This window comes from Pseudomonas costantinii, assembly GCF_001870435.1.
Taxonomy (GTDB): Bacteria; Pseudomonadota; Gammaproteobacteria; order Pseudomonadales; family Pseudomonadaceae; genus Aquipseudomonas; species Aquipseudomonas costantinii.
This window is the reverse complement of sequence record NZ_MDDR01000034.1, coordinates 260030-277637: the sequence shown is the minus strand read 5'-3', so window position 1 is coordinate 277637 and position 17608 is coordinate 260030. Positions and strand designations below refer to the sequence as shown.

Sequence of the window (17608 nt, the reverse complement as noted above, 5' to 3'; positions counted from 1 at the left end):
TAGACAGCACGAATGGCGTGTTTTTCACGCTGTTTTCAGACGTTCGGCCAAGGCTGTCGCCAGTTGCGCGGTCAGCCCGTACACCGACAATTGCGGGTTAGCCCCAATGCTGGTGGGGAATAACGAGCCATCGTGGATCGACAAGTTACGCAGTTGGTGATGCCGGCCGAGGCTGTCGGCCACGGCGTTTTTCGGGTCTTCGCCCATTGCACAACCACCCATCACATGGGCACTGCCCAGCGTGGTTCGGTGCAATTCCAGGCTCAGGCCGTCGATCATGCTGCGTGCCTCGGCCAGGGTGGTCACGTAACGCGCATCGTGATGCAGCGGCTTGACCGACTTGGCGCCCGCCGCGAGTTGAATCTCGGCCATGGTATGGAATGCCCGGCGCAGGCCGTCCCAGGCGTAGGGCGAAACCTGATAGTCGAGGACTGGCGTGCCGTCTCCGCGCAACTCCACAGTGCCACCCGGGCTGTCTGGGTGGAAACCGTCGCGCAGCAGCGCGAGCATGGCGTGGGTATGCGGCAATTGGCTCATCTCCAGCGCGTTCTGCGCGCCGTAGCCGCCGAACAGGGTGCTGGCCAATCCTGGGTGTAAGGGCGGGGCCTCAAGCTTGTAAGACATTTTGCCGGTGGTGCCATCCTGCCATTGGAAGTGGTCGGAATAGATCGACTGCGGCGCACCGTAGAACGGGTTGATCACCTCGTCGAACAGCCCGGCGGAGAAGTTCACCAGGTGCAGAAATGTGCGTTTGCCGAGCCGCGAGTGTGGGTCGGGCGCGTCTGAGCGCATCAGCAGCGCCGGGCTGTTGATCCCGCCGCCGGACAGCACGTAATGCTTGGCCTTGACCGTGATCTTGCGCCCGGTAGGCGCCACGCAGCGTTCGTCCATCGCCACGCATTCCAGGCTGCTGATGGTGTCGCCGCTGTATTTGAGGTGTTCGGCGCGGGCCAGGTACAACAGCTCGCCGCCTTTCTCCAGGGTAGACGGAATGGTGGTCACCAGCATCGACTGCTTGGCGTTGACCGGGCACCCCATGCCGCAATAACCCAGGTTGAAGCAACCGCGTACATTGCGCGGGATCACATGCCAGCTGTAACCGAGCTTTTCGCAGCCTTTGCGGATCACATCGTTGTTGGCATTCGGTGGCATGGCCCAGGGTGCGATGCCCAGGCGCTGTTCCATTTTCTCGAACCACGGCGCCATTTCGACGCTGCTGTGGCCTTTTACTGCGTACTCGCTGGCCCAGTGGGTGAGGGTGGCATCCGGGGTGCGGAAGCTGGAGGTCCAGTTGATCAAGGTGGTGCCGCCCACCGCCCGGCCCTGCAGGATGGTGATCGCGCCGTCCTTGCTCATGCGGCCGATACCTTCCTGGTACAGGCTGGCGTAGGCCTCATCCTCCAGCAGTTTGAAGTCGCTGCTGGTCTTGAGCGGGCCTTCTTCAATCAGCAATACCTTGTAGCCGGCGGCGCTGAGAATCTCGGCGGTGGTGCCGCCCCCGGCGCCGCTGCCGATGATTGCCACGTCGGCTTCCAGGGTCAGGTCGCTGTCTAAGGCTGCGCCATTGTGGGTTTTCCAGCCACGGGCCAGGCCGTCGCGGAACAGATCGGGTACGGGCATGGGGTTGCTCTCTTATTTTTGTACGAGGTTGCAGCCAATGTGGGAGCAGGCAAGCCAGTTCCCAGATTTGATCGGGTTATCAGGGCTAGATTTTGGGCGGGCCGGGATAACCGCAATGCACCCAGGACGCGGGCCGGAAGTACCAGGCCATGATCACCAGCTTAAGCAGCGAGCCCTGGCCCATGCGCAGCAGGTTGAGGTAGCTGTTTTCCCATCGATGCAGGAAGTTGCGGATCTGTTCGCTGCTGGCGTTTTCCCAACTGCCCCAGATACCGGTCAACGGGCCACGGGTGATGCTCATGCCCAATACGTCGAACAGTTGCTGGGTGAGCTTGAACATCTCCGGCGACAGGTGTTGCAGGCTGTAGTCGAGTTTTTTCAGGGTGTCTTCAATGCCCGCGGCCACTTCCTGGGCGCTGGCTGCGCCTTCCAGCAATACGGGGATCACCGCGCGCAAGAACGGCAAGTCACTGCTGCGTAGCATGGCAAAGCCACTGGCCGGTGTGCTGCTGGAGCATCCGCTGAGGCTGGCGCCCAGCCCGGCGGTGGCCAGGAAGGCGCTGGCGCACAGGCCGATTTTCAAGACGCCGCGCCGCGACAGCGCGGGTGAATCAGTCAGGCTGGGGTTCATTGTTTTTATTGTCCCGAGGGTGGCGGTATCAGCGAATAAACAACTTCTGGATCAACTTCTGGATCGATTTGCCATAAGGCGGGTAGATCAGCTTCGCCGCGTTCAGGCGCTGTTTCACCAACACACCCTTGGCCTTGCTGAACGTCAGGAACCCTTCATGGCCGTGGTAATGCCCCATGCCTGACGGGCCGATGCCGCCAAACGGCATATCGTCTTGAGCCACATGCAGCAGCGTGTCGTTCAGGCATACGCCGCCGGAATGGGTTTCGTGGAGCACGCGGTTCTGCTCGCCCTTGTTGTAGCCGAAGTAATACAGGGCCAGGGGGCGAGGGCGTTGGTTGATGTAGGCAAACGCTTGGTCGAGCCCGCGATAAGGCACGATCGGTAGCACCGGGCCGAAGATCTCGTCCTGCATCACGGTCATGTCATCGCTGACATTCAGCAGCAGGCTGTGGGCCATACGCCGCGCCTGGCCCTGGTCGTACAGCGGAATCAGGGTGGCGCCTTTATCGGTGGCGTCTTTGACGTAAGCATTGAGCCGGGCCAGTTGCCGTTCATTGATGATGGCGGTGTAGTCCGGGTTGTCGGCCAGGGTCGGATAAAACCCGCGAACCGCTTTGGTGTAGGCCTCGACGAAACCCTCGACGCGATCCTCAGGCACCAGTACGTAATCTGGCGCCACGCAGGTTTGCCCGGCGTTCAGGGCTTTGCCGAAGGCGATGCGTTCAGCGGCGTCCTTGAGCGGTACGTCGGCCGAGACGATGGCCGGCGACTTGCCGCCCAATTCCAGGGTGACCGGTGTCAGGTGCTCGGCGGCGGCGCGCATTACGTGCTTGCCGATGCTGGTAGCGCCGGTAAACAGCAGGTGATCGAAGCGCAACTTGGAAAACGCCATGCCCACTTCCGCCTCGCCCAGCACCACGCACACCAAGTCTTCGGGGAAGATCTTCGCCAGCAATGCCTTGAGCAGTTCGCCGGTGGCGGGTGTGGATTCACTGAGTTTGAGCATCACCCGGTTGCCCGCTGCCAGCGCGCCGACCAGTGGGCCGATGGCCAAATACAGGGGGTAGTTCCAAGGCACGATCACCCCGACAACCCCCAGCGGTTGATAGATGACTTTGGCCGATGCAGGTTGAAAGGCGATGCCTACAGCACGGCGGGACGGTTTCATCCAGCCCTTGAGGTGTTTGCTGGCGTAGTGAATGCCATGCAGGCTGGGCATCAGTTCGGCGAACAGGGTTTCGTCTGCACTGCGGTGGCTGAAGTCCTGGCTGATCGCATTGATCAACGCCTGGCGTTCGTCGCTGAGCACGTCGCGTAGGGCCTTGAGCCATTGCTGGCGTTGCGCGGCAGGCGGCATTGGGTTGGCCGCATAGGCGCGGCGTTGAGCGTCGAACAGGTCCTGAAGTTGATCCAGCGCCTGGGAATCTTGCAGGTAGGCAACGTTGGCAGACATGGCGCATGTTCCCGATTGTTATTTGAATGGTTCATTTATTAGAGCTGTTGCTCTAAATTGTCAAATAACATTGCAGCAACATGCGGATTTATCCTGGCAAGGATAGGCCGTAAGATGCCCCATCACGTGTACAGAAGCTGATCCCCTATGGCACCACGAGTAAAGACCAGCGAGCGCATTGTGCAAACCAGCCTGGAGCTTTTTAACCAGCAGGGCGAGCGCAGTGTCAGCACCAACCACATCGCCGCCCATATGGAAATCTCCCCGGGTAACCTGTACTACCACTTCCCTAACAAGCAGGCGATCATCGCTGTGCTGTTTCGCGAATACGAAGCCTTGGTGGACACTTTCCTGCGCCCACCCCAGGGCCGTGCCGTTACCGTCGAAGACAAACGCTTCTACTTGCAGGCTGTGCTGGCTGGCATGTGGCGCTACCGTTTTCTGCACCGTGACCTCGAACACCTGCTGGAAAGCGACCCCGAGCTGGCCACCGGCTACCGGCGGTTTTCCCAGCGCTGCCTGATCCAGGGCAACGCCATCTACCAAGGGTTTGTCGATGCCGGCATCCTCAATATGGACTCGGTGCAAACTGAAGCTCTAACCCTGAACGCCTGGATCATCCTCACCTCTTGGGTGCGCTTCCTGTGTACCACCAATGAAAATTCCGCCCACTTGAGCGCCGAAGCCATCAAGCGCGGGGTGTATCAGGTGTTGGTGTTGGAGGCGGGGTTCGTTACGCCTCAGGCAAAAGAGGCGGTGGATGCACTGTTCAAAGAGTTTTACGTGCCGTTAAACCAGGCACTGGAAGAAGTGAAGTAGGACCTTTCCCGAATCTGTTCACAGGAGTCCGTCATGCCGCTTGCCCAACTGATCAGCCCCCAGCAACTGGCCGAGCGCCAACAGCGCGGCGGGCTGGTGATCCTTGATTGTCGCTTTGCCCTGGAAGACCCGGATTACGGGCGTTGCAGCTACGCCGAAGGGCATATCGAAGGCGCGCAATACGCCGACTTGGAGCGCCATCTCAGCGGTCCGGTGATCAAAGGTGTGACCGGTCGTCACCCGTTGCCGACAGCGGACGCCTTGGTTCGGCAGCTACGGGCCTGGGGCATCAGCGCCGACACCGACATCGTGCTGTATGACGACGGCCCTGGCGCCTATGCCGCCCGCGCCTGGTGGCTGCTGGCTTGGCTGGGTAAGCGCGATGGTGTGTTTATTCTGGACGGTGGCCTCAAGGCCTGGCACAGCGCCGGTTTCCCATTGAGTCTGGATACGCCGGTGATCGAGCCGGGGACGTTTGCCGGTACGCCGGATAATCGCCTGCTGCTGGACGCCGAGCACCTGCAAAAACGTCTGGGCCAGCCGGGCCTGACGTTGATCGATGCCCGCGCTCAGCCACGCTTTCGCGGTGAAGTGGAGCCTATCGATCCGATCGCCGGGCATATCCCCGGCGCACAATGTGCCGCGTTCAATGAAAACCTGGGCAGCGATGGCCGCTTCCTCCCGGCCGACCAGCTCAAGCAACGCTTTGCTGCCCAACTGCAAGGCCGCTCGCCGGATGAGCTGGTGGCCTATTGCGGTTCAGGCGTGACGGCGTGCCATAACCTGTTCGCCCTGAGCCTGGCGGGTTATCCGTTGGGTAAGTTGTATGCGGGGTCGTGGAGCGAGTGGATTACTGATCCGGCGCGGGAAATCGCTACCGGCGATTAAAAAATCCCGGAGGTGAAAACCCAATCAAATGTGGGAGCTGGCACGCCAACTCCCACATTAACCGTGTTGGGTCAGTAGCCACTGGGGAATGCGGCGCTCAAGGTAGTAACTCGGGCGCTTCAGCGAACCGTCGACAAACCCGACATGCCCGCCCTTGGCCAGTAATTCGAACTCGGTGCAATCCGACAGTTCGCTGGCCTCGGGCAGGCTGTGAGCGAACACGAACGGGTCATCCGCCGCTTGGATAATCAAGGTCGGCGTGCGGATATCGCCCAGGTAGTAACGGCTCGACGCGCGGCGGTAATAGTCTTCGGCGCTGAGGAACCCGTGCAGCGGCGCGGTCACCCGCCCATCGAAGTCCCAGAATGTGCGCATCTTTTCCAGTGAGCCCAAGTCTTCAAGGGTCTTTAGCCCATCAGCCCGACCATCTTGTAAAAACCGACTTTGTTTGACGCGGATATACGCCAACATCTCGCGCATAAAGTGCTTTTGATACACCCGCGAGAACCCCAGCCCGATACGATCCGCGCATTGATCTAGACGAAACGGCACCGACACCGCAGCTGCGCCTTGCAGCCCCGACGCTCCACCGGTTTCCCCCAGGTGCTTGAGCAGCACATTGCCTCCCAGCGAATACCCCACCGCATACAGCGGTGCCAGCGGTCGCTTGGCGCGCAGATGTGCAATCGCCTCTGCCAAGTCTTCGCTGGCACCCGAGTGATAACTGCGCGCCAGGAGGTTTGGCTCGCCTGAGCAACCACGCCAATTCAACGCGGCGCTGGCCCAGCCTCGGGTGGCGAGGGCTTTTTGCAGGCCGGCCACGTAGGGCGAGTTGGAAGAGCCGGTCAACCCGTGCAGCACCAGCACCAACGGCGCTTGCGCGTCATGGGGGCCATGCCAGTCGAGGTCGAGAAAGTCACCGTCTTCCAGCCACAGGCGCTCGCGTTGGCGCTCGATATGGGTGGTGGGACGCCACAGCGGCCCCCACAACGTTTGCAGGTGGGGGTTGCCGAGGCCGAAAGCGGGTTTGAACAAGTCGACGGAAGGGGTCATGAGTTTCTCGGTGCCCTGGCCGCCAATCAGCTCTCGACCAAACGGTGCCACAACGCGTAATACACCCGACCGGACTTCTGTTCCCGGTGCAGGCGCCACGTGCCCGGCAGGGCAAGGGTAGACGGCGCAGTCTCGCTTTCAGTGTAGATCCACGAGTCCGGCGCCAGCCATTGGCGCTCTTCCAGCAGGGCGCACACGGTCGGCAGCAGGTTCTGGTTGAACGGTGGGTCGAGGAACACCACGTCGTATTCGCTGGCTGGTTGGGTTTCCAGGTAGCGCAGTGCGTCGGCGGTTTGTACCTGGCCGGTGGTGCAGCGCAAGGTGCCCAGGTGTTCCTTGAGGCTGGAAACCGCCACATTGCTGGCATCCAGCGCCTGCCCCATGGCTGCACCACGGGACAGTGCTTCCAGGAACAGCGCGCCGCTGCCGGCAAACGGATCAAGCACCTTGGCCCCGCCGATGTGCGGTGCGAGCCAGTTGAACAAGGTTTCACGCACGCGATCCGGCGTAGGGCGCAGGCCCACCACGTCGGGGAAGCTCAGCTTGCGGCTGCCCCATTCGCCGCCAATGATGCGCAGTTGGCCCACACCGTTATGTACGTTGTGGACAGGTTTTTTTGGGCGAAATGAACTGGCCATTAATGCTCCGGAACCCCGAGCGGCTGCTCGGCAGGTTTATCAGTGGGGGGCGGTAGTGGCTTTTGCGCAATCGTCGGGCCGGCGGTCACGATGACCATCTTGTCGGCGCTCAAGTGTTTATTCATTGCAGCTTTGACCTGTTCTACGGTCAGGGCCTGGGATTGTTTCATGAAATCTTCCAGATAGCTCAGCGGCAGGTTGTAGAAACCCATGGCGCCCAGTTGCCCGACGATATCGGCGTTGCTCGCGGTGGACAGTGGGAAGCTGCCGGCCAGCTCGCGCTTGGCATCATCCAGCTCCTTTTGCGTCGGGCCGGTCTTGAGGTAGTCGGCCAATACATCCTGGACCAGACGCAAGGTGCCGTCGCTCATTTCGGCGCGGGTTTGCAGGTTGATCATGAACGGGCCGCGCGCCTGCATCGGCGAAAAGCCGGAGTACACACCGTAGGTCAGGCCGCGCTTCTCGCGCACTTCGCTCATCAAGCGAGTGCCGAAGCCACCGCCACCGAGGATCTGGTTACCCAGGGACAACGCCGCGTAATCCGGGTCGGCGCGGTCGATGCCCAGTTGAGCGAACAGCAGGTGCGTTTGCTTGGACGGGAACTCGATATGGCTCAGGCCGGCCTTTGGCTCAGTCGGCTGGGCAATCTTCGCCAGTGCCGGGCCTTTGGGCAGCGATGCAGACACCTTGGCCGTCATGGCTTCAGCCTCGGCACGGCTGAGGTCGCCGACCACTGCAATCACCGCATTACCCGCTGCATACGCCTTGGCGTGAAACGCCTGCAACTGTGCGAGGGTAATCGCCGGAATGCTCTGAGCGGTGCCTTCGCTCGGGTGCGCATAAGGGTGGTCGCCGTACAGGCGCTTGAACAGCTCAAGGCTGGCTTGTTTGGCCGGGTTCTGCTTTTGGTATTCAAAGCCGGCGAGGATCTGGTTTTTGATTCGCGCCAGGGAGTCGGCGGGGAAGGTCGGCTTGCCGATCACCTGGTCAAACAGCGCCAAGGCCGCGTCGCGCTTAGCGCTGTCGCTCAGGCTGCGCAGGGACACGAGCGCCATGTCGCGGTAAGCGCCATTGCCGAAGTCGGCGCCCAGGCTTTCAAATCCGCTGGCGATCTGACTGACGTCCTTGCCCGGCACACCCTCATTGAGCATGGCGTTGGTCATCAGCGCCAGGCCCGGGGTGTTGCCGTCCTGGCTGCTGCCGGCGGCGAACAGGATGCGCATGTCGAACATCGGCAATTCGTGGGCTTCGACGAACAGCACCTTGGCGCCTTCGGCGGTGGTCCAGGTTTGCACGTCAAGCTTGCGGTTGGTCGGCGCTTTGCCGTCCAGCTCCGCCAGGGACTGCAGTTTGTTACTCGACTCAGCCTTGTCCAGCGCTTGGCTGGCAACGGACTCGCTCGGACGCAGGAAGTACACGGCGCTCGCGGCGATCAGGGTGACGGCGATCAGGCCGGGAAAGATCAGGCGGCTGCTTTTACGATCACTCATGAGCGGTCTCCTCAGGCAAAACATGGGCGACGCTCAGACGCTCGCGGGTGAAATAGGTGCGGGCAGCTTTCTGGATATCTTCCGGAGTCACGCTTTGCAGGTCGGCCAATTCGGTGTCCATCAGTTTCCAGGACAGGCCGACGGTTTCCAGCGAGCCGATGGCCGTGGCCTGGCTGGTGATGGAGTCGCGCTGGTAGACCACACCGGCAATCACTTGGGCGCGGATGCGCTCCAGTTCTTCGGTGGTCGGCGGCTTGGCTTTCAGCTCATTCAGCAAACGCCACAGGCCGGCTTCGGCTTGGGCAATGGTCTTTTTCTTCTGCTGGTTCGGCGTGGCATTCAATGTGAACAGGCTGTCACCACGGGTATAGGCGTCGTAGCTGGTGGAGGCGGCGGAGACCAGCTCTTCACCACGCTCCAGTTGCTCCGAAATGCGCGCGCTGTAGCCGCCATCCAGCAAGGCCGAGATCAGGCGCAGGGCTTGCACCGAGCGTTTGTCTTCGGCGGTGGCCAGGCCCGGTACGTTGAAGCCCAGAATCACGCTCGGTAGTTGAGTTTTTACATGCAGGGTCAGCAAGCGCTCGCCGGGCTCTGCCAGTTCCAGCGGGATCTTGGCGGGTGGTACGTCACGCTTGGGGATTGGACCGAAGTAACGCTGGGCGAGGTTCTTCACCTCGTCCGGAGTCACGTCGCCGACCACCACCAGGGTGGCGTTGTTCGGCACGTACCAGGATTGGTACCAGTGGCGCAGTTCTTCGACTTTCATGCGCTCGAGGTCGGCCATCCAGCCGATGGTCGGCGTGTGGTAGCCGCTGGCCGGGTAGGCCATGGCTTTGAAGCGCTCGTAGGCCTTGGACATTGGGTTGTCGTCGGTGCGCAGGCGGCGTTCTTCCTTGATGACCTCGATTTCGCGGCTGAACTCGTCGGCCGGCAGGCGCAGGCTGGCCATGCGGTCTGCCTCGAGTTCGAAGGCGACACCCAGGCGATCACGGGCCAGCACCTGGTAATAAGCGGTGTAGTCGTCACTGGTGAACGCGTTTTCTTCGGCGCCCAGGTCGCGCAGGATCAGCGAGGCTTCGCCTGGGCCGACCTTGGCGCTGCCCTTGAACATCATGTGTTCCAGGGCGTGGGACAAACCAGTCTGGCCCGGCGTTTCGTAGCTTGACCCGACCTTGTACCAGACCTGGGAGACCACCACTGGCGCGCGATGATCTTCGCGCACGACCACTTTAAGGCCGTTATCCAGGGTGAATTCATGGGTGGGTTGTGGGTCGGCAGCCAAGGCTGAAAGGGGCAGACAAACTGTGCTGAGCAGCAGGCCTGCGGCGCAGCGGGCTAGAGCATTCATTCGTTTTTAAACCTGTTGAGCTGCCCGCTTGGTCTTAGCGTCGGCGGGCGAGGAGGTGCTAGGATACTGATCCGATTTAGGGACGGCCACTGCGGTCGTCGTCTTGTCCTGGATCCAGTCGTAGGAATGTTGGAGTAGAGGGTGGGTTTCCCCGACGATCTTCCACTTTTCGCCGATTTTATTGCTTCAGTCCTTTATTGAAACGATTCGTTAAGGCCTTTATTTACGCCTTACAAAATGTTGCGCATGAACAAGCGAGCGTTAAAGCAGTCTGTTCTGCATCGAATTTATTTACCGAGGCGCCCTGGCGCATCGCTACTTTGAGATAGCCGTCCTCCATGTTTGGTTCCAACGACGACAAGAAGAACCCAGCTGCGGCTGGCGAGAAAAAAGGCCTGTTCGGATGGCTGCGCAAAAAGCCGCAGGAAACCGTCGTCGAACAGCCGCAGGTTCAGCCTGAGCCTATCCCTGAGCCTGTATTGGAAGCCGAACCGGTTGCGCAAACCCCGGCGCCGGTCGTGTTGCCGATGGCTGAGCCGGTATTGCAGCCGGTCGCAGAGGTTGAACCAGAGCCTGCGCCCACGGCTGAGCACAAGCCGTGGCCGGAACTGCCGGTGCCCGAAGAGCCTGTAGCATTGGTTGAGGATGTGCAGGCTGAGCATGTGACGCCGCCGATTCCGGTCGTGGTTGAACCGGTGGCCGTTGCGGTTGAGATGCCTGCGCCTGTCGCTGTAGAGCCAGCACCAGCACCTGTTGTCGTTGCTGCCGCTCCCGCTGTTATCGAGCCGTCCGTCGAACCAGAGCCCGTCGCCGCGCCCACTGAAGCGAGCAAAACCGGCTTCTTCGCCCGTCTCAAGCAAGGCCTGAGCAAAACCAGCGCCAGCATCGGCGAAGGCATGGCCAGCCTGTTCCTGGGCAAGAAGGTCATCGATGACGAACTGTTGGAAGACATCGAAACCCGCCTGTTGACCGCAGACGTGGGCGTCGAAGCCACCGCTGTGATTATCCAGAGCCTGACCCAGAAGGTCGCGCGCAAGCAGCTGACCGACGCCGACGCGCTCTACAAATCCCTGCAGGCCGAGTTGGCTGCAATGCTCAAACCGGTGGAAGCTCCGCTGGTGATCACCCCGAACAAGCCGTTCGTGATCCTGGTAGTTGGCGTCAACGGTGCAGGCAAAACCACCACCATCGGCAAACTGGCCAAGAAACTTCAGTTGGAAGGCAAGAAAGTCATGCTCGCCGCCGGCGACACCTTCCGCGCTGCCGCCGTAGAGCAACTGCAAGTCTGGGGTGAGCGCAACAAGATCCCGGTGATCGCCCAGCACACCGGTGCCGACTCCGCTTCGGTGATCTTCGACGCCGTGCAAGCCGCCAAGGCACGCAACATTGACGTGCTGATCGCTGATACCGCCGGTCGCTTGCACACCAAAGACAATTTGATGGAAGAGCTGAAGAAAGTGCGCCGCGTGATCGGCAAGCTCGACGCCGACGCCCCGCACGAAGTATTGCTGGTGCTGGATGCCGGCACCGGCCAGAACGCAATCAGCCAAGCCAAGCAATTCAATCAGACGGTCCAACTGACTGGCTTGGCTTTGACTAAGCTCGACGGCACGGCCAAGGGCGGCGTGATTTTCGCCCTGGCCAAACAGTTCGGGTTGCCGATTCGTTATATCGGCGTCGGTGAAGGTATCGACGACCTGCGCACCTTTGAAGCCGAACCCTTTGTACAGGCACTTTTTGCCGAGCGGGAGCGTTCATGATTCGATTCGAACAGGTCGGTAAACGCTACGCCAACGGGCATGTCGGCTTGCATGAGCTGAGCTTTCGAGTGCGTCGCGGCGAATTTTTGTTTGTAACCGGCCACTCGGGTGCCGGCAAAAGTACGCTGTTGCGTCTGCTGCTGGCCATGGAGCGCCCGACTACCGGCAAGCTGCTGCTGGCGGGCCAGGACTTGGCAACCATCAGCAATGCGCAGATTCCGTTCCTGCGCCGCCAGATCGGCGTGGTGTTCCAGAATCACCAGTTGCTGTTCGATCGCACGGTATTCAACAACATCGCCTTGCCGTTGCAGATTCTCGGGCTGTCCAAGGCCGAGATCGTCAAGCGTGTGGATTCGGCCCTGGAGCGCGTGGCGCTCTCGGACAAGACCGACCTTTACCCCGGCGACTTGTCTACCGGCCAGCAACAGCGCGTCGGCATCGCCCGCGCCATTGTCCACCGCCCGGCCTTGCTGCTGGCGGACGAACCCACCGGTAACCTCGACCCGCGCCTGGCGGCCGAGATCATGGGTGTATTCGAAGATATCAACCGCCTGGGTACCAGCGTCTTGATCGCCAGTCACGACCTGGCGCTGATCGCCCGTATGCGCCACCGCATGCTGACCCTGCAACGCGGCCGCCTGATCGGTGACGGGGAGGCTGGGGTATGAGTGCAACACGTAGCCCCAAGGTTTCCGAGCGCGTGGCGCCGAAACCGGCAGATCCGCAACCGCAGAAGAAAAAACGCGACGAAGATGACGGCCCGGACTTCGGCACGCTGCTGCGCGCCTGGGTCGAAAGCCATCGCGCCAGCCTGGTCGACAGTCTGCGTCGCCTGGGCAAACAGCCGATCGGCAGCTTTTTCACCTGCTTGGTGATGGCCGTGGCCCTGAGCCTGCCGATGGGTTTGTCGTTGCTGCTTAATAATGTGGAGCGCCTGGGTGGTTCCTGGCAGCGTGCGGCGCAGATTTCCCTGTATTTGAACATTGATGCCAGCGCCAAAGACGGTGAGTCTTTGCGCGATGACATCAAGAACCTGCCGGGCGTAGCGGATGCCGAGTACATCAGCCGCGATCAGGCCCTTGAGGAGTTCCAGCAGCAGTCCGGCTTGGGCGAGGCGCTTAAAGAGCTGCCGCAGAACCCGCTGCCGGGTGTGGTGTTGGTAACCCCGAATGAAGTCGACAAGCCAGCGCTTGAGGCCCTGCGACAAAAACTCGCAGAGATGCCCAAGGTGCAACAGGCGCAACTTGATCTAGTCTGGGTCGAGCGTCTGGCGGCAATCCTCAAATTGGGTGATCGCTTCGTGTTCGGCCTGACGGTGTTGTTGGTGTCTGCATTACTTTTGGTGATAGGTAATACCATTCGTCTTCATATTGAAAACCGTCGCACCGAGATAGAAGTGATTAAACTGGTCGGCGGCACGGACAGCTATGTGCGTCGTCCTTTTCTGTACATGGGCGCGCTTTATGGCTTTGGTGCCGGGATTTTGTCCTGGGGCGTGCTGGCATTTGGCCTGGACTGGCTGAACGACGCGGTGATAGGGCTCGCCGGTTTGTACGGCAGTGATTTCGCCCTGGCCGGTGTCCCGGTCGCCGATGGTCTGAGCCTCTTGCTTGGCGCGGTGTTGTTGGGGTATATCGGGGCTTGGATTGCGGTCGCACGGCATTTACGTGAGCTGGCGCCGAAGTAGTTAATGTCAGATTAATGTGGTTACGTTTGTATTGGCCGTGTCAGTGGTTTAGGGAACTTGTCCTACGGTTTCCGGTCAATTTTCGCAGTGCTGAACTGCACGAGTTATGTGAGTCGGAGGTTTTTTCGTATGACCACTTCTTTGCAACCTGCTTATGCTCTGGTCCCGGGTGCGAACCTGGAGGCTTATGTGCACACCGTCAACAGCATTCCATTGCTGACGCCGGAGCAGGAGCGTGAACTGGCCGAGAGTCTCTACTATGAGCAGGATTTGGGGGCGGCTCGGCAGATGGTGCTCGCCCACCTGCGTTTTGTTGTACATATTGCCCGTAGCTATAGCGGCTACGGCCTGGCCCAGGCTGACCTGATTCAGGAAGGCAACGTCGGCCTGATGAAGGCTGTAAAGCGCTTCAACCCTGAAATGGGCGTGCGCCTGGTGTCGTTTGCTGTGCACTGGATCAAGGCTGAAATTCACGAGTTCATCCTGCGCAACTGGCGCATCGTGAAAGTCGCGACCACCAAGGCCCAGCGCAAGCTGTTCTTCAACCTGCGCAGCCAGAAGAAACGCTTGGCGTGGCTGAACAACGAGGAAGTCCACCGTGTGGCCGAAAGCCTTGGTGTGGAACCGCGTGAAGTGCGCGAGATGGAAAGCCGCCTGACCGGCCATGACATGGCGTTCGACCCGGCCGCCGAAGCGGACGACGACAGCGCCTTCCAATCGCCGGCCAACTACCTGGAAGACCACCGGTACGACCCGGCGCGACAACTGGAAGACGCCGATTGGAGCGACAACTCCAACCACAACCTGCACGAAGCGCTGGAAGTGCTGGACGACCGCAGCCGTGACATCCTCTACCAGCGCTGGCTGGCGGAAGAAAAGGCCACGCTGCACGACCTGGCGCAGAAGTACAACGTGTCGGCCGAGCGGATTCGTCAGCTTGAGAAAAGCGCGATGAACAAGCTTAAGTTGTCGATTGCCGCCTAAAACGCTGCGATAAAACAAAAAATGCCCCGGTCGAAAGATCGGGGCATTTTTGTTTTCAGCCTGATCGTTCCCACGCTCTGCGTGGGAACGATCAGTGTGCTTAGTCTGACCAGGGAGCTTTGCGGGAGTTGTTCAGTTCCACGAGGTAACCATCCCCACCCAACTGACTCATCTGCTGACGAATCCACGCCGCCCGTCTTACCACATACGCCGTCGGATGGCTGGCACTCCACACCCGCGGGTTAGGCAGCACCGCTGCTAGATAGCTGGCCTGCTGAGCGGAGAGCGCTTTGGCGCTCACGCCAAAGTGATGCCGCGCCGCCGCTTCGGCGCCAAACACGCCTTCATCCCATTCCACGCTGTTGAGGTACACCTCAAGAATCCGCTGCTTGGGCCACAACACTTCGATCAGCCCGGTAAACCAAGCCTCCAGGCCTTTGCGCAGATAACTGCGGCCAGCCCAGAGGAACAGGTTTTTCGACACTTGCTGACTCAACGTACTGGCGCCCCGAATCGAACCGCCGCGCTCGTTGTGCAGGATAGCTGCCTGTATCGCGCTGAAATCGAAGCCCCAATGTTGGGGGAAGCGTTGGTCTTCACCGGCCATCACCGCGACCTTGAGATCGTCGGAGATCTCGTCCCAGGATACCCAGGTGCGCTGCAGGTCAATAGGTTCGCCGTCGACCCAGGATTCGATCTTGCGCTCTATCATCAGCGCAGTGAACGGTGGCGGCACGACACGGAACAGCAGCACCAGCAACACACTGCCGATGGCAAACCATTTCACGACTTTGAGAAAACGCTTGAAGAGGAGACGCAGCATAGAGATGGCTTGGCCGAACCCGTTGAGCGGGCCATTATACAGACCCGGCCCTTAGAGTCTGATTGGAGTTCCTCATGTTGCGTGGCTTTCTGATGTTGGCTGCCTTTTTTGGCTTTACCGGTGTGGCTCTTGGTGCTTTCGCTGCCCACGGGCTGAAAAATCGGTTGAGCGCCGAGTACTTGGCGATCTTCCATACCGGCGTCACCTACCAACTGGTACACACCCTGGCGCTGTTCGGCGTGGCGTTGCTGGCCGTGCATATTCCTGGCCGACTGGTCAACTGGGCGGGTATTTCCTTTGCCGTTGGCATCCTGCTGTTCTCCGGCAGCCTGTATGTGTTGACGCTGACGGGTTTCAGCAAGTTGGGCATCATCACGCCGTTCGGCGGCCTGGCGTTTCTGCTCGGCTGGTTCTTTCTAGGCCTCGCGGCCTGGCGCCTGCAAACCGTCTGAGCTTCCTGTTTATAGCTGACCAGAGGACTTGGGTCATCCAGGCTGATCGGGCTAGAATGCTGGCCCCTAAAAACGATGGCGGCCCACGGCATGCGCATTCAGTTGAACGGCGAATCCTTTGAACTGCCCGACGGTGAAACCGTTGCGGCCCTGCTGACCCGTCTGGACTTGACCGGACGTCGTGTCGCAGTGGAACTCAACCTGGATATCGTCCCGCGTAGCCTGCACGCCGAGACCGCCCTCACCGAAGGTGACCAGGTCGAAGTGGTCCACGCCATCGGCGGCGGCTAGTTGCCTGCCCGGTGCCTGTGCGCCACCCCGAATTCTGCAGAACCTCACCCCATTTCGAGGATTTCCCATGAGCATCGTTCGTAACGACAAGCCCTTCGTCCTGGCCGGTCGTACCTACCAGTCCCGTCTGCTGGTCGGCACCGGCAAGTACCGCGACATGGAAGAAACCCGCCTGGCCATTGAAGCCTCGGGCGCTGAGATCGTGACCTTCGCCGTGCGCCGCACCAACCTCGGCCAGATCGAAGGCGAACCGAACCTGCTTGAAGTCCTATCGCCGGATCGCTACACCTTCCTGCCAAACACCGCCGGTTGCTACGACGCCATCGAAGCCGTGCGTACCTGCCGCCTGGCCCGTGAGCTGCTCGACGGCCACAACCTGGTGAAGCTGGAAGTGCTGGCCGACCAGAAAACCCTGTTTCCCAACGTGATCGAAACCCTCAAGGCCGCCGAAACCCTGGTCAAGGAAGGCTTTGACGTGATGGTCTACACCAGTGATGACCCGATCATCGCGCGCCAACTGGCGGAAATCGGCTGTATCGCGGTGATGCCGCTGGCCGGCTTGATCGGTTCCGGTCTGGGCATCTGCAATCCGTACAACCTGCAGATCATCCTCGAAGAAGCCAAAATCCCAGTATTGGTGGATGCGGGCGTAGGTACTGCCTCCGACGCTACCATCGCCATGGAGCTGGGCTGCGACGCGGTGCTGATGAACTCGGCCATCGCCCATGCCCAGCAGCCGATCATGATGGCTGAAGCCATGAAACACGCAATCGTCGCGGGCCGCCTGGCCTACCTCGCCGGTCGCATGCCGAAAAAACTCTACGCCAGCGCCTCCTCGCCGCTGGATGGTCTGATCAAGTAAGAGCCATTGATGACTGAATCAAACGAAACGCCGAACACTGTGGAAGAAGGCGACGAGTCCAAGCACCGCCGCATCAAGAGTTTTGTGATGCGCGCCGGCCGCATGACCGAAGGCCAGCAAAAGGGCCTGGAGCAAGGCACGCCGCTGTTCGTGTTGCCCCTGGCCGACGCGCCGGTGGACTATGACCAGGTGTTCGGCCGTTCGGCCCCGCGTTCCCTGGAAATCGGCTTCGGCATGGGTCACTCCCTGCTGGAAATGGCTGCGGCCTCGCCGGAGCAGGATTTCATCGGTGTGGAAGTGCACCGCCCGGGTGTCGGCGCGCTGCTCAACGGCGTGCTGACTCAAGGGCTGACTAACCTGCGGGTCTATGACTGCGACGCGATTGAAGTGCTCAACCGCTGCATCGCCGACAACAGCCTCGACCGCCTGATGCTGTTCTTCCCTGACCCATGGCACAAATCCCGCCACCACAAGCGCCGCATCGTCCAGGCCTCCTTCGCGGAGCTGGTGCGTAGCAAGCTGAAAGTGGGTGGCGTTTTGCACATGGCCACCGACTGGGAACCGTATGCCGAATACATGCTGGAAGTGATGGATGTCGCGCCTGGCTACCGCAACCTGGCGCAAGACGGCAAATGCGTGCCACGCCCGGCTGAGCGCCCGATCACCAAGTTCGAACGTCGCGGTGAGCGACTGGGGCATGGCGTGTGGGATCTGAAATTCGAGAAGTTGGCTTAATCAGCTAGAAATGATCGCTCCCACGCTCCGCGTGGGAATGCATCTTGTGACGCTCCGCGTCACCGCATCGA

Annotated in this window: 18 protein-coding genes; 10 read left to right on the top strand and 8 right to left on the bottom strand. The window is 60.6% G+C overall.

Annotated elements, in window-relative coordinates; translation table 11 throughout:
- Positions 1-24 precede the first annotated feature (24 nt).
- The 3 genes from BFL40_RS16715 to BFL40_RS16705 form a co-directional block, all read right to left on the bottom strand.
- Positions 25-1620: a GMC family oxidoreductase gene (locus tag BFL40_RS16715; protein WP_071485030.1), complete on the bottom strand. Its 1596-nt coding sequence runs from the start codon at positions 1618-1620 to the stop codon at positions 25-27.
- 85 nt (positions 1621-1705) lie between these two features.
- Positions 1706-2251 carry a twin-arginine translocation pathway signal protein gene (locus tag BFL40_RS16710; RefSeq protein ID WP_071485029.1) on the bottom strand — a complete coding sequence of 182 codons (546 nt, stop codon included), beginning with the start codon at positions 2249-2251 and terminating at the stop codon, positions 1706-1708.
- Between the two features lie 28 nt (positions 2252-2279).
- Positions 2280-3707, bottom strand: coding sequence for a coniferyl aldehyde dehydrogenase (locus BFL40_RS16705; RefSeq protein WP_071485028.1), 1428 nt, complete (start codon positions 3705-3707; stop codon positions 2280-2282).
- A 147-nt stretch (positions 3708-3854) separates the two neighbouring features.
- Here BFL40_RS16705 and BFL40_RS16700 point away from each other — a divergent pair, with 147 nt between their 5' ends.
- Positions 3855-4526: a TetR/AcrR family transcriptional regulator gene (locus BFL40_RS16700; protein WP_071485027.1), complete on the top strand. Its 672-nt coding sequence runs from the start codon at positions 3855-3857 to the stop codon at positions 4524-4526.
- 33 nt (positions 4527-4559) lie between these two features.
- Positions 4560-5414: a sulfurtransferase gene (locus tag BFL40_RS16695; protein ID WP_071485026.1), complete on the top strand. Its 855-nt coding sequence runs from the start codon at positions 4560-4562 to the stop codon at positions 5412-5414.
- Positions 5415-5471: 57 nt separating this feature from the next.
- Here BFL40_RS16695 and BFL40_RS16690 read toward each other — a convergent pair whose 3' ends face one another.
- Genes BFL40_RS16690 through BFL40_RS16675 form a run of 4 tightly spaced genes read right to left on the bottom strand, consistent with a single transcriptional unit; the run spans position 5472 to position 9943 of the window.
- On the bottom strand, positions 5472-6467 hold the full coding sequence (locus BFL40_RS16690; RefSeq protein ID WP_071485349.1) for a hydrolase: 996 nt from the start codon (positions 6465-6467) through the stop codon (positions 5472-5474).
- Positions 6468-6493: 26 nt separating this feature from the next.
- Positions 6494-7105 (bottom strand): 16S rRNA (guanine(966)-N(2))-methyltransferase RsmD, encoded by a 612-nt coding sequence (rsmD, locus tag BFL40_RS16685; RefSeq protein WP_071485025.1) that lies wholly within the window; start codon positions 7103-7105, stop codon positions 6494-6496.
- Positions 7105-8595, bottom strand: a complete 1491-nt coding sequence (locus tag BFL40_RS16680) for a M16 family metallopeptidase (RefSeq protein ID WP_071485024.1) — start codon at positions 8593-8595, stop codon at positions 7105-7107. The genes rsmD and BFL40_RS16680 overlap by 1 nt, the downstream gene beginning before the upstream one ends.
- Entirely contained in the window at positions 8588-9943 is a 1356-nt protein-coding gene (locus BFL40_RS16675) for a M16 family metallopeptidase (RefSeq protein ID WP_071485023.1), read from the bottom strand. Before BFL40_RS16675 ends, BFL40_RS16680 begins: the two co-directional genes overlap by 8 nt.
- 338 nt (positions 9944-10281) lie before the next feature.
- On the opposite strand from BFL40_RS16675, the gene ftsY reads away from it, so the two are divergent.
- The 4 genes from ftsY (at position 10282) to rpoH (ending at position 14374) form a co-directional block, all read left to right on the top strand.
- The gene (gene ftsY, locus BFL40_RS16670) at positions 10282-11703 is read left to right on the top strand and encodes a signal recognition particle-docking protein FtsY (RefSeq protein WP_071485022.1); all 1422 of its coding nucleotides are present in this window, start codon (positions 10282-10284) and stop codon (positions 11701-11703) included.
- Entirely contained in the window at positions 11700-12371 is a 672-nt protein-coding gene (gene ftsE, locus BFL40_RS16665) for a cell division ATP-binding protein FtsE (RefSeq protein ID WP_003213784.1), read from the top strand. Before ftsY ends, ftsE begins: the two co-directional genes overlap by 4 nt.
- Positions 12368-13390: a permease-like cell division protein FtsX gene (gene ftsX, locus BFL40_RS16660; protein ID WP_071485021.1), complete on the top strand. Its 1023-nt coding sequence runs from the start codon at positions 12368-12370 to the stop codon at positions 13388-13390. Before ftsE ends, ftsX begins: the two co-directional genes overlap by 4 nt.
- 129 nt (positions 13391-13519) lie before the next feature.
- Positions 13520-14374 carry an RNA polymerase sigma factor RpoH gene (rpoH, locus tag BFL40_RS16655; RefSeq protein ID WP_003176698.1) on the top strand — a complete coding sequence of 285 codons (855 nt, stop codon included), beginning with the start codon at positions 13520-13522 and terminating at the stop codon, positions 14372-14374.
- 100 nt (positions 14375-14474) lie between these two features.
- On the opposite strand, the gene mtgA is transcribed toward rpoH, so the two are convergent.
- Positions 14475-15197 carry a monofunctional biosynthetic peptidoglycan transglycosylase gene (gene mtgA / locus BFL40_RS16650; RefSeq protein WP_071485020.1) on the bottom strand — a complete coding sequence of 241 codons (723 nt, stop codon included), beginning with the start codon at positions 15195-15197 and terminating at the stop codon, positions 14475-14477.
- Between the two features lie 74 nt (positions 15198-15271).
- Between mtgA and BFL40_RS16645 the strand changes: the two genes are divergently transcribed.
- From BFL40_RS16645 to trmB, 4 genes are all read left to right on the top strand, one after another.
- On the top strand, positions 15272-15649 hold the full coding sequence (locus BFL40_RS16645) for a DUF423 domain-containing protein (RefSeq protein ID WP_071485019.1): 378 nt from the start codon (positions 15272-15274) through the stop codon (positions 15647-15649).
- Between the two features lie 90 nt (positions 15650-15739).
- Positions 15740-15940 (top strand): sulfur carrier protein ThiS, encoded by a 201-nt coding sequence (gene thiS, locus BFL40_RS16640; RefSeq protein WP_015886354.1) that lies wholly within the window; start codon positions 15740-15742, stop codon positions 15938-15940.
- 67 nt (positions 15941-16007) lie between these two features.
- Positions 16008-16802, top strand: a complete 795-nt coding sequence (locus BFL40_RS16635) for a thiazole synthase (protein ID WP_071485018.1) — start codon at positions 16008-16010, stop codon at positions 16800-16802.
- Between the two features lie 9 nt (positions 16803-16811).
- Entirely contained in the window at positions 16812-17537 is a 726-nt protein-coding gene (trmB, locus tag BFL40_RS16630; RefSeq protein ID WP_065923853.1) for a tRNA (guanosine(46)-N7)-methyltransferase TrmB, read from the top strand.
- Positions 17538-17608 lie beyond the last annotated feature (71 nt).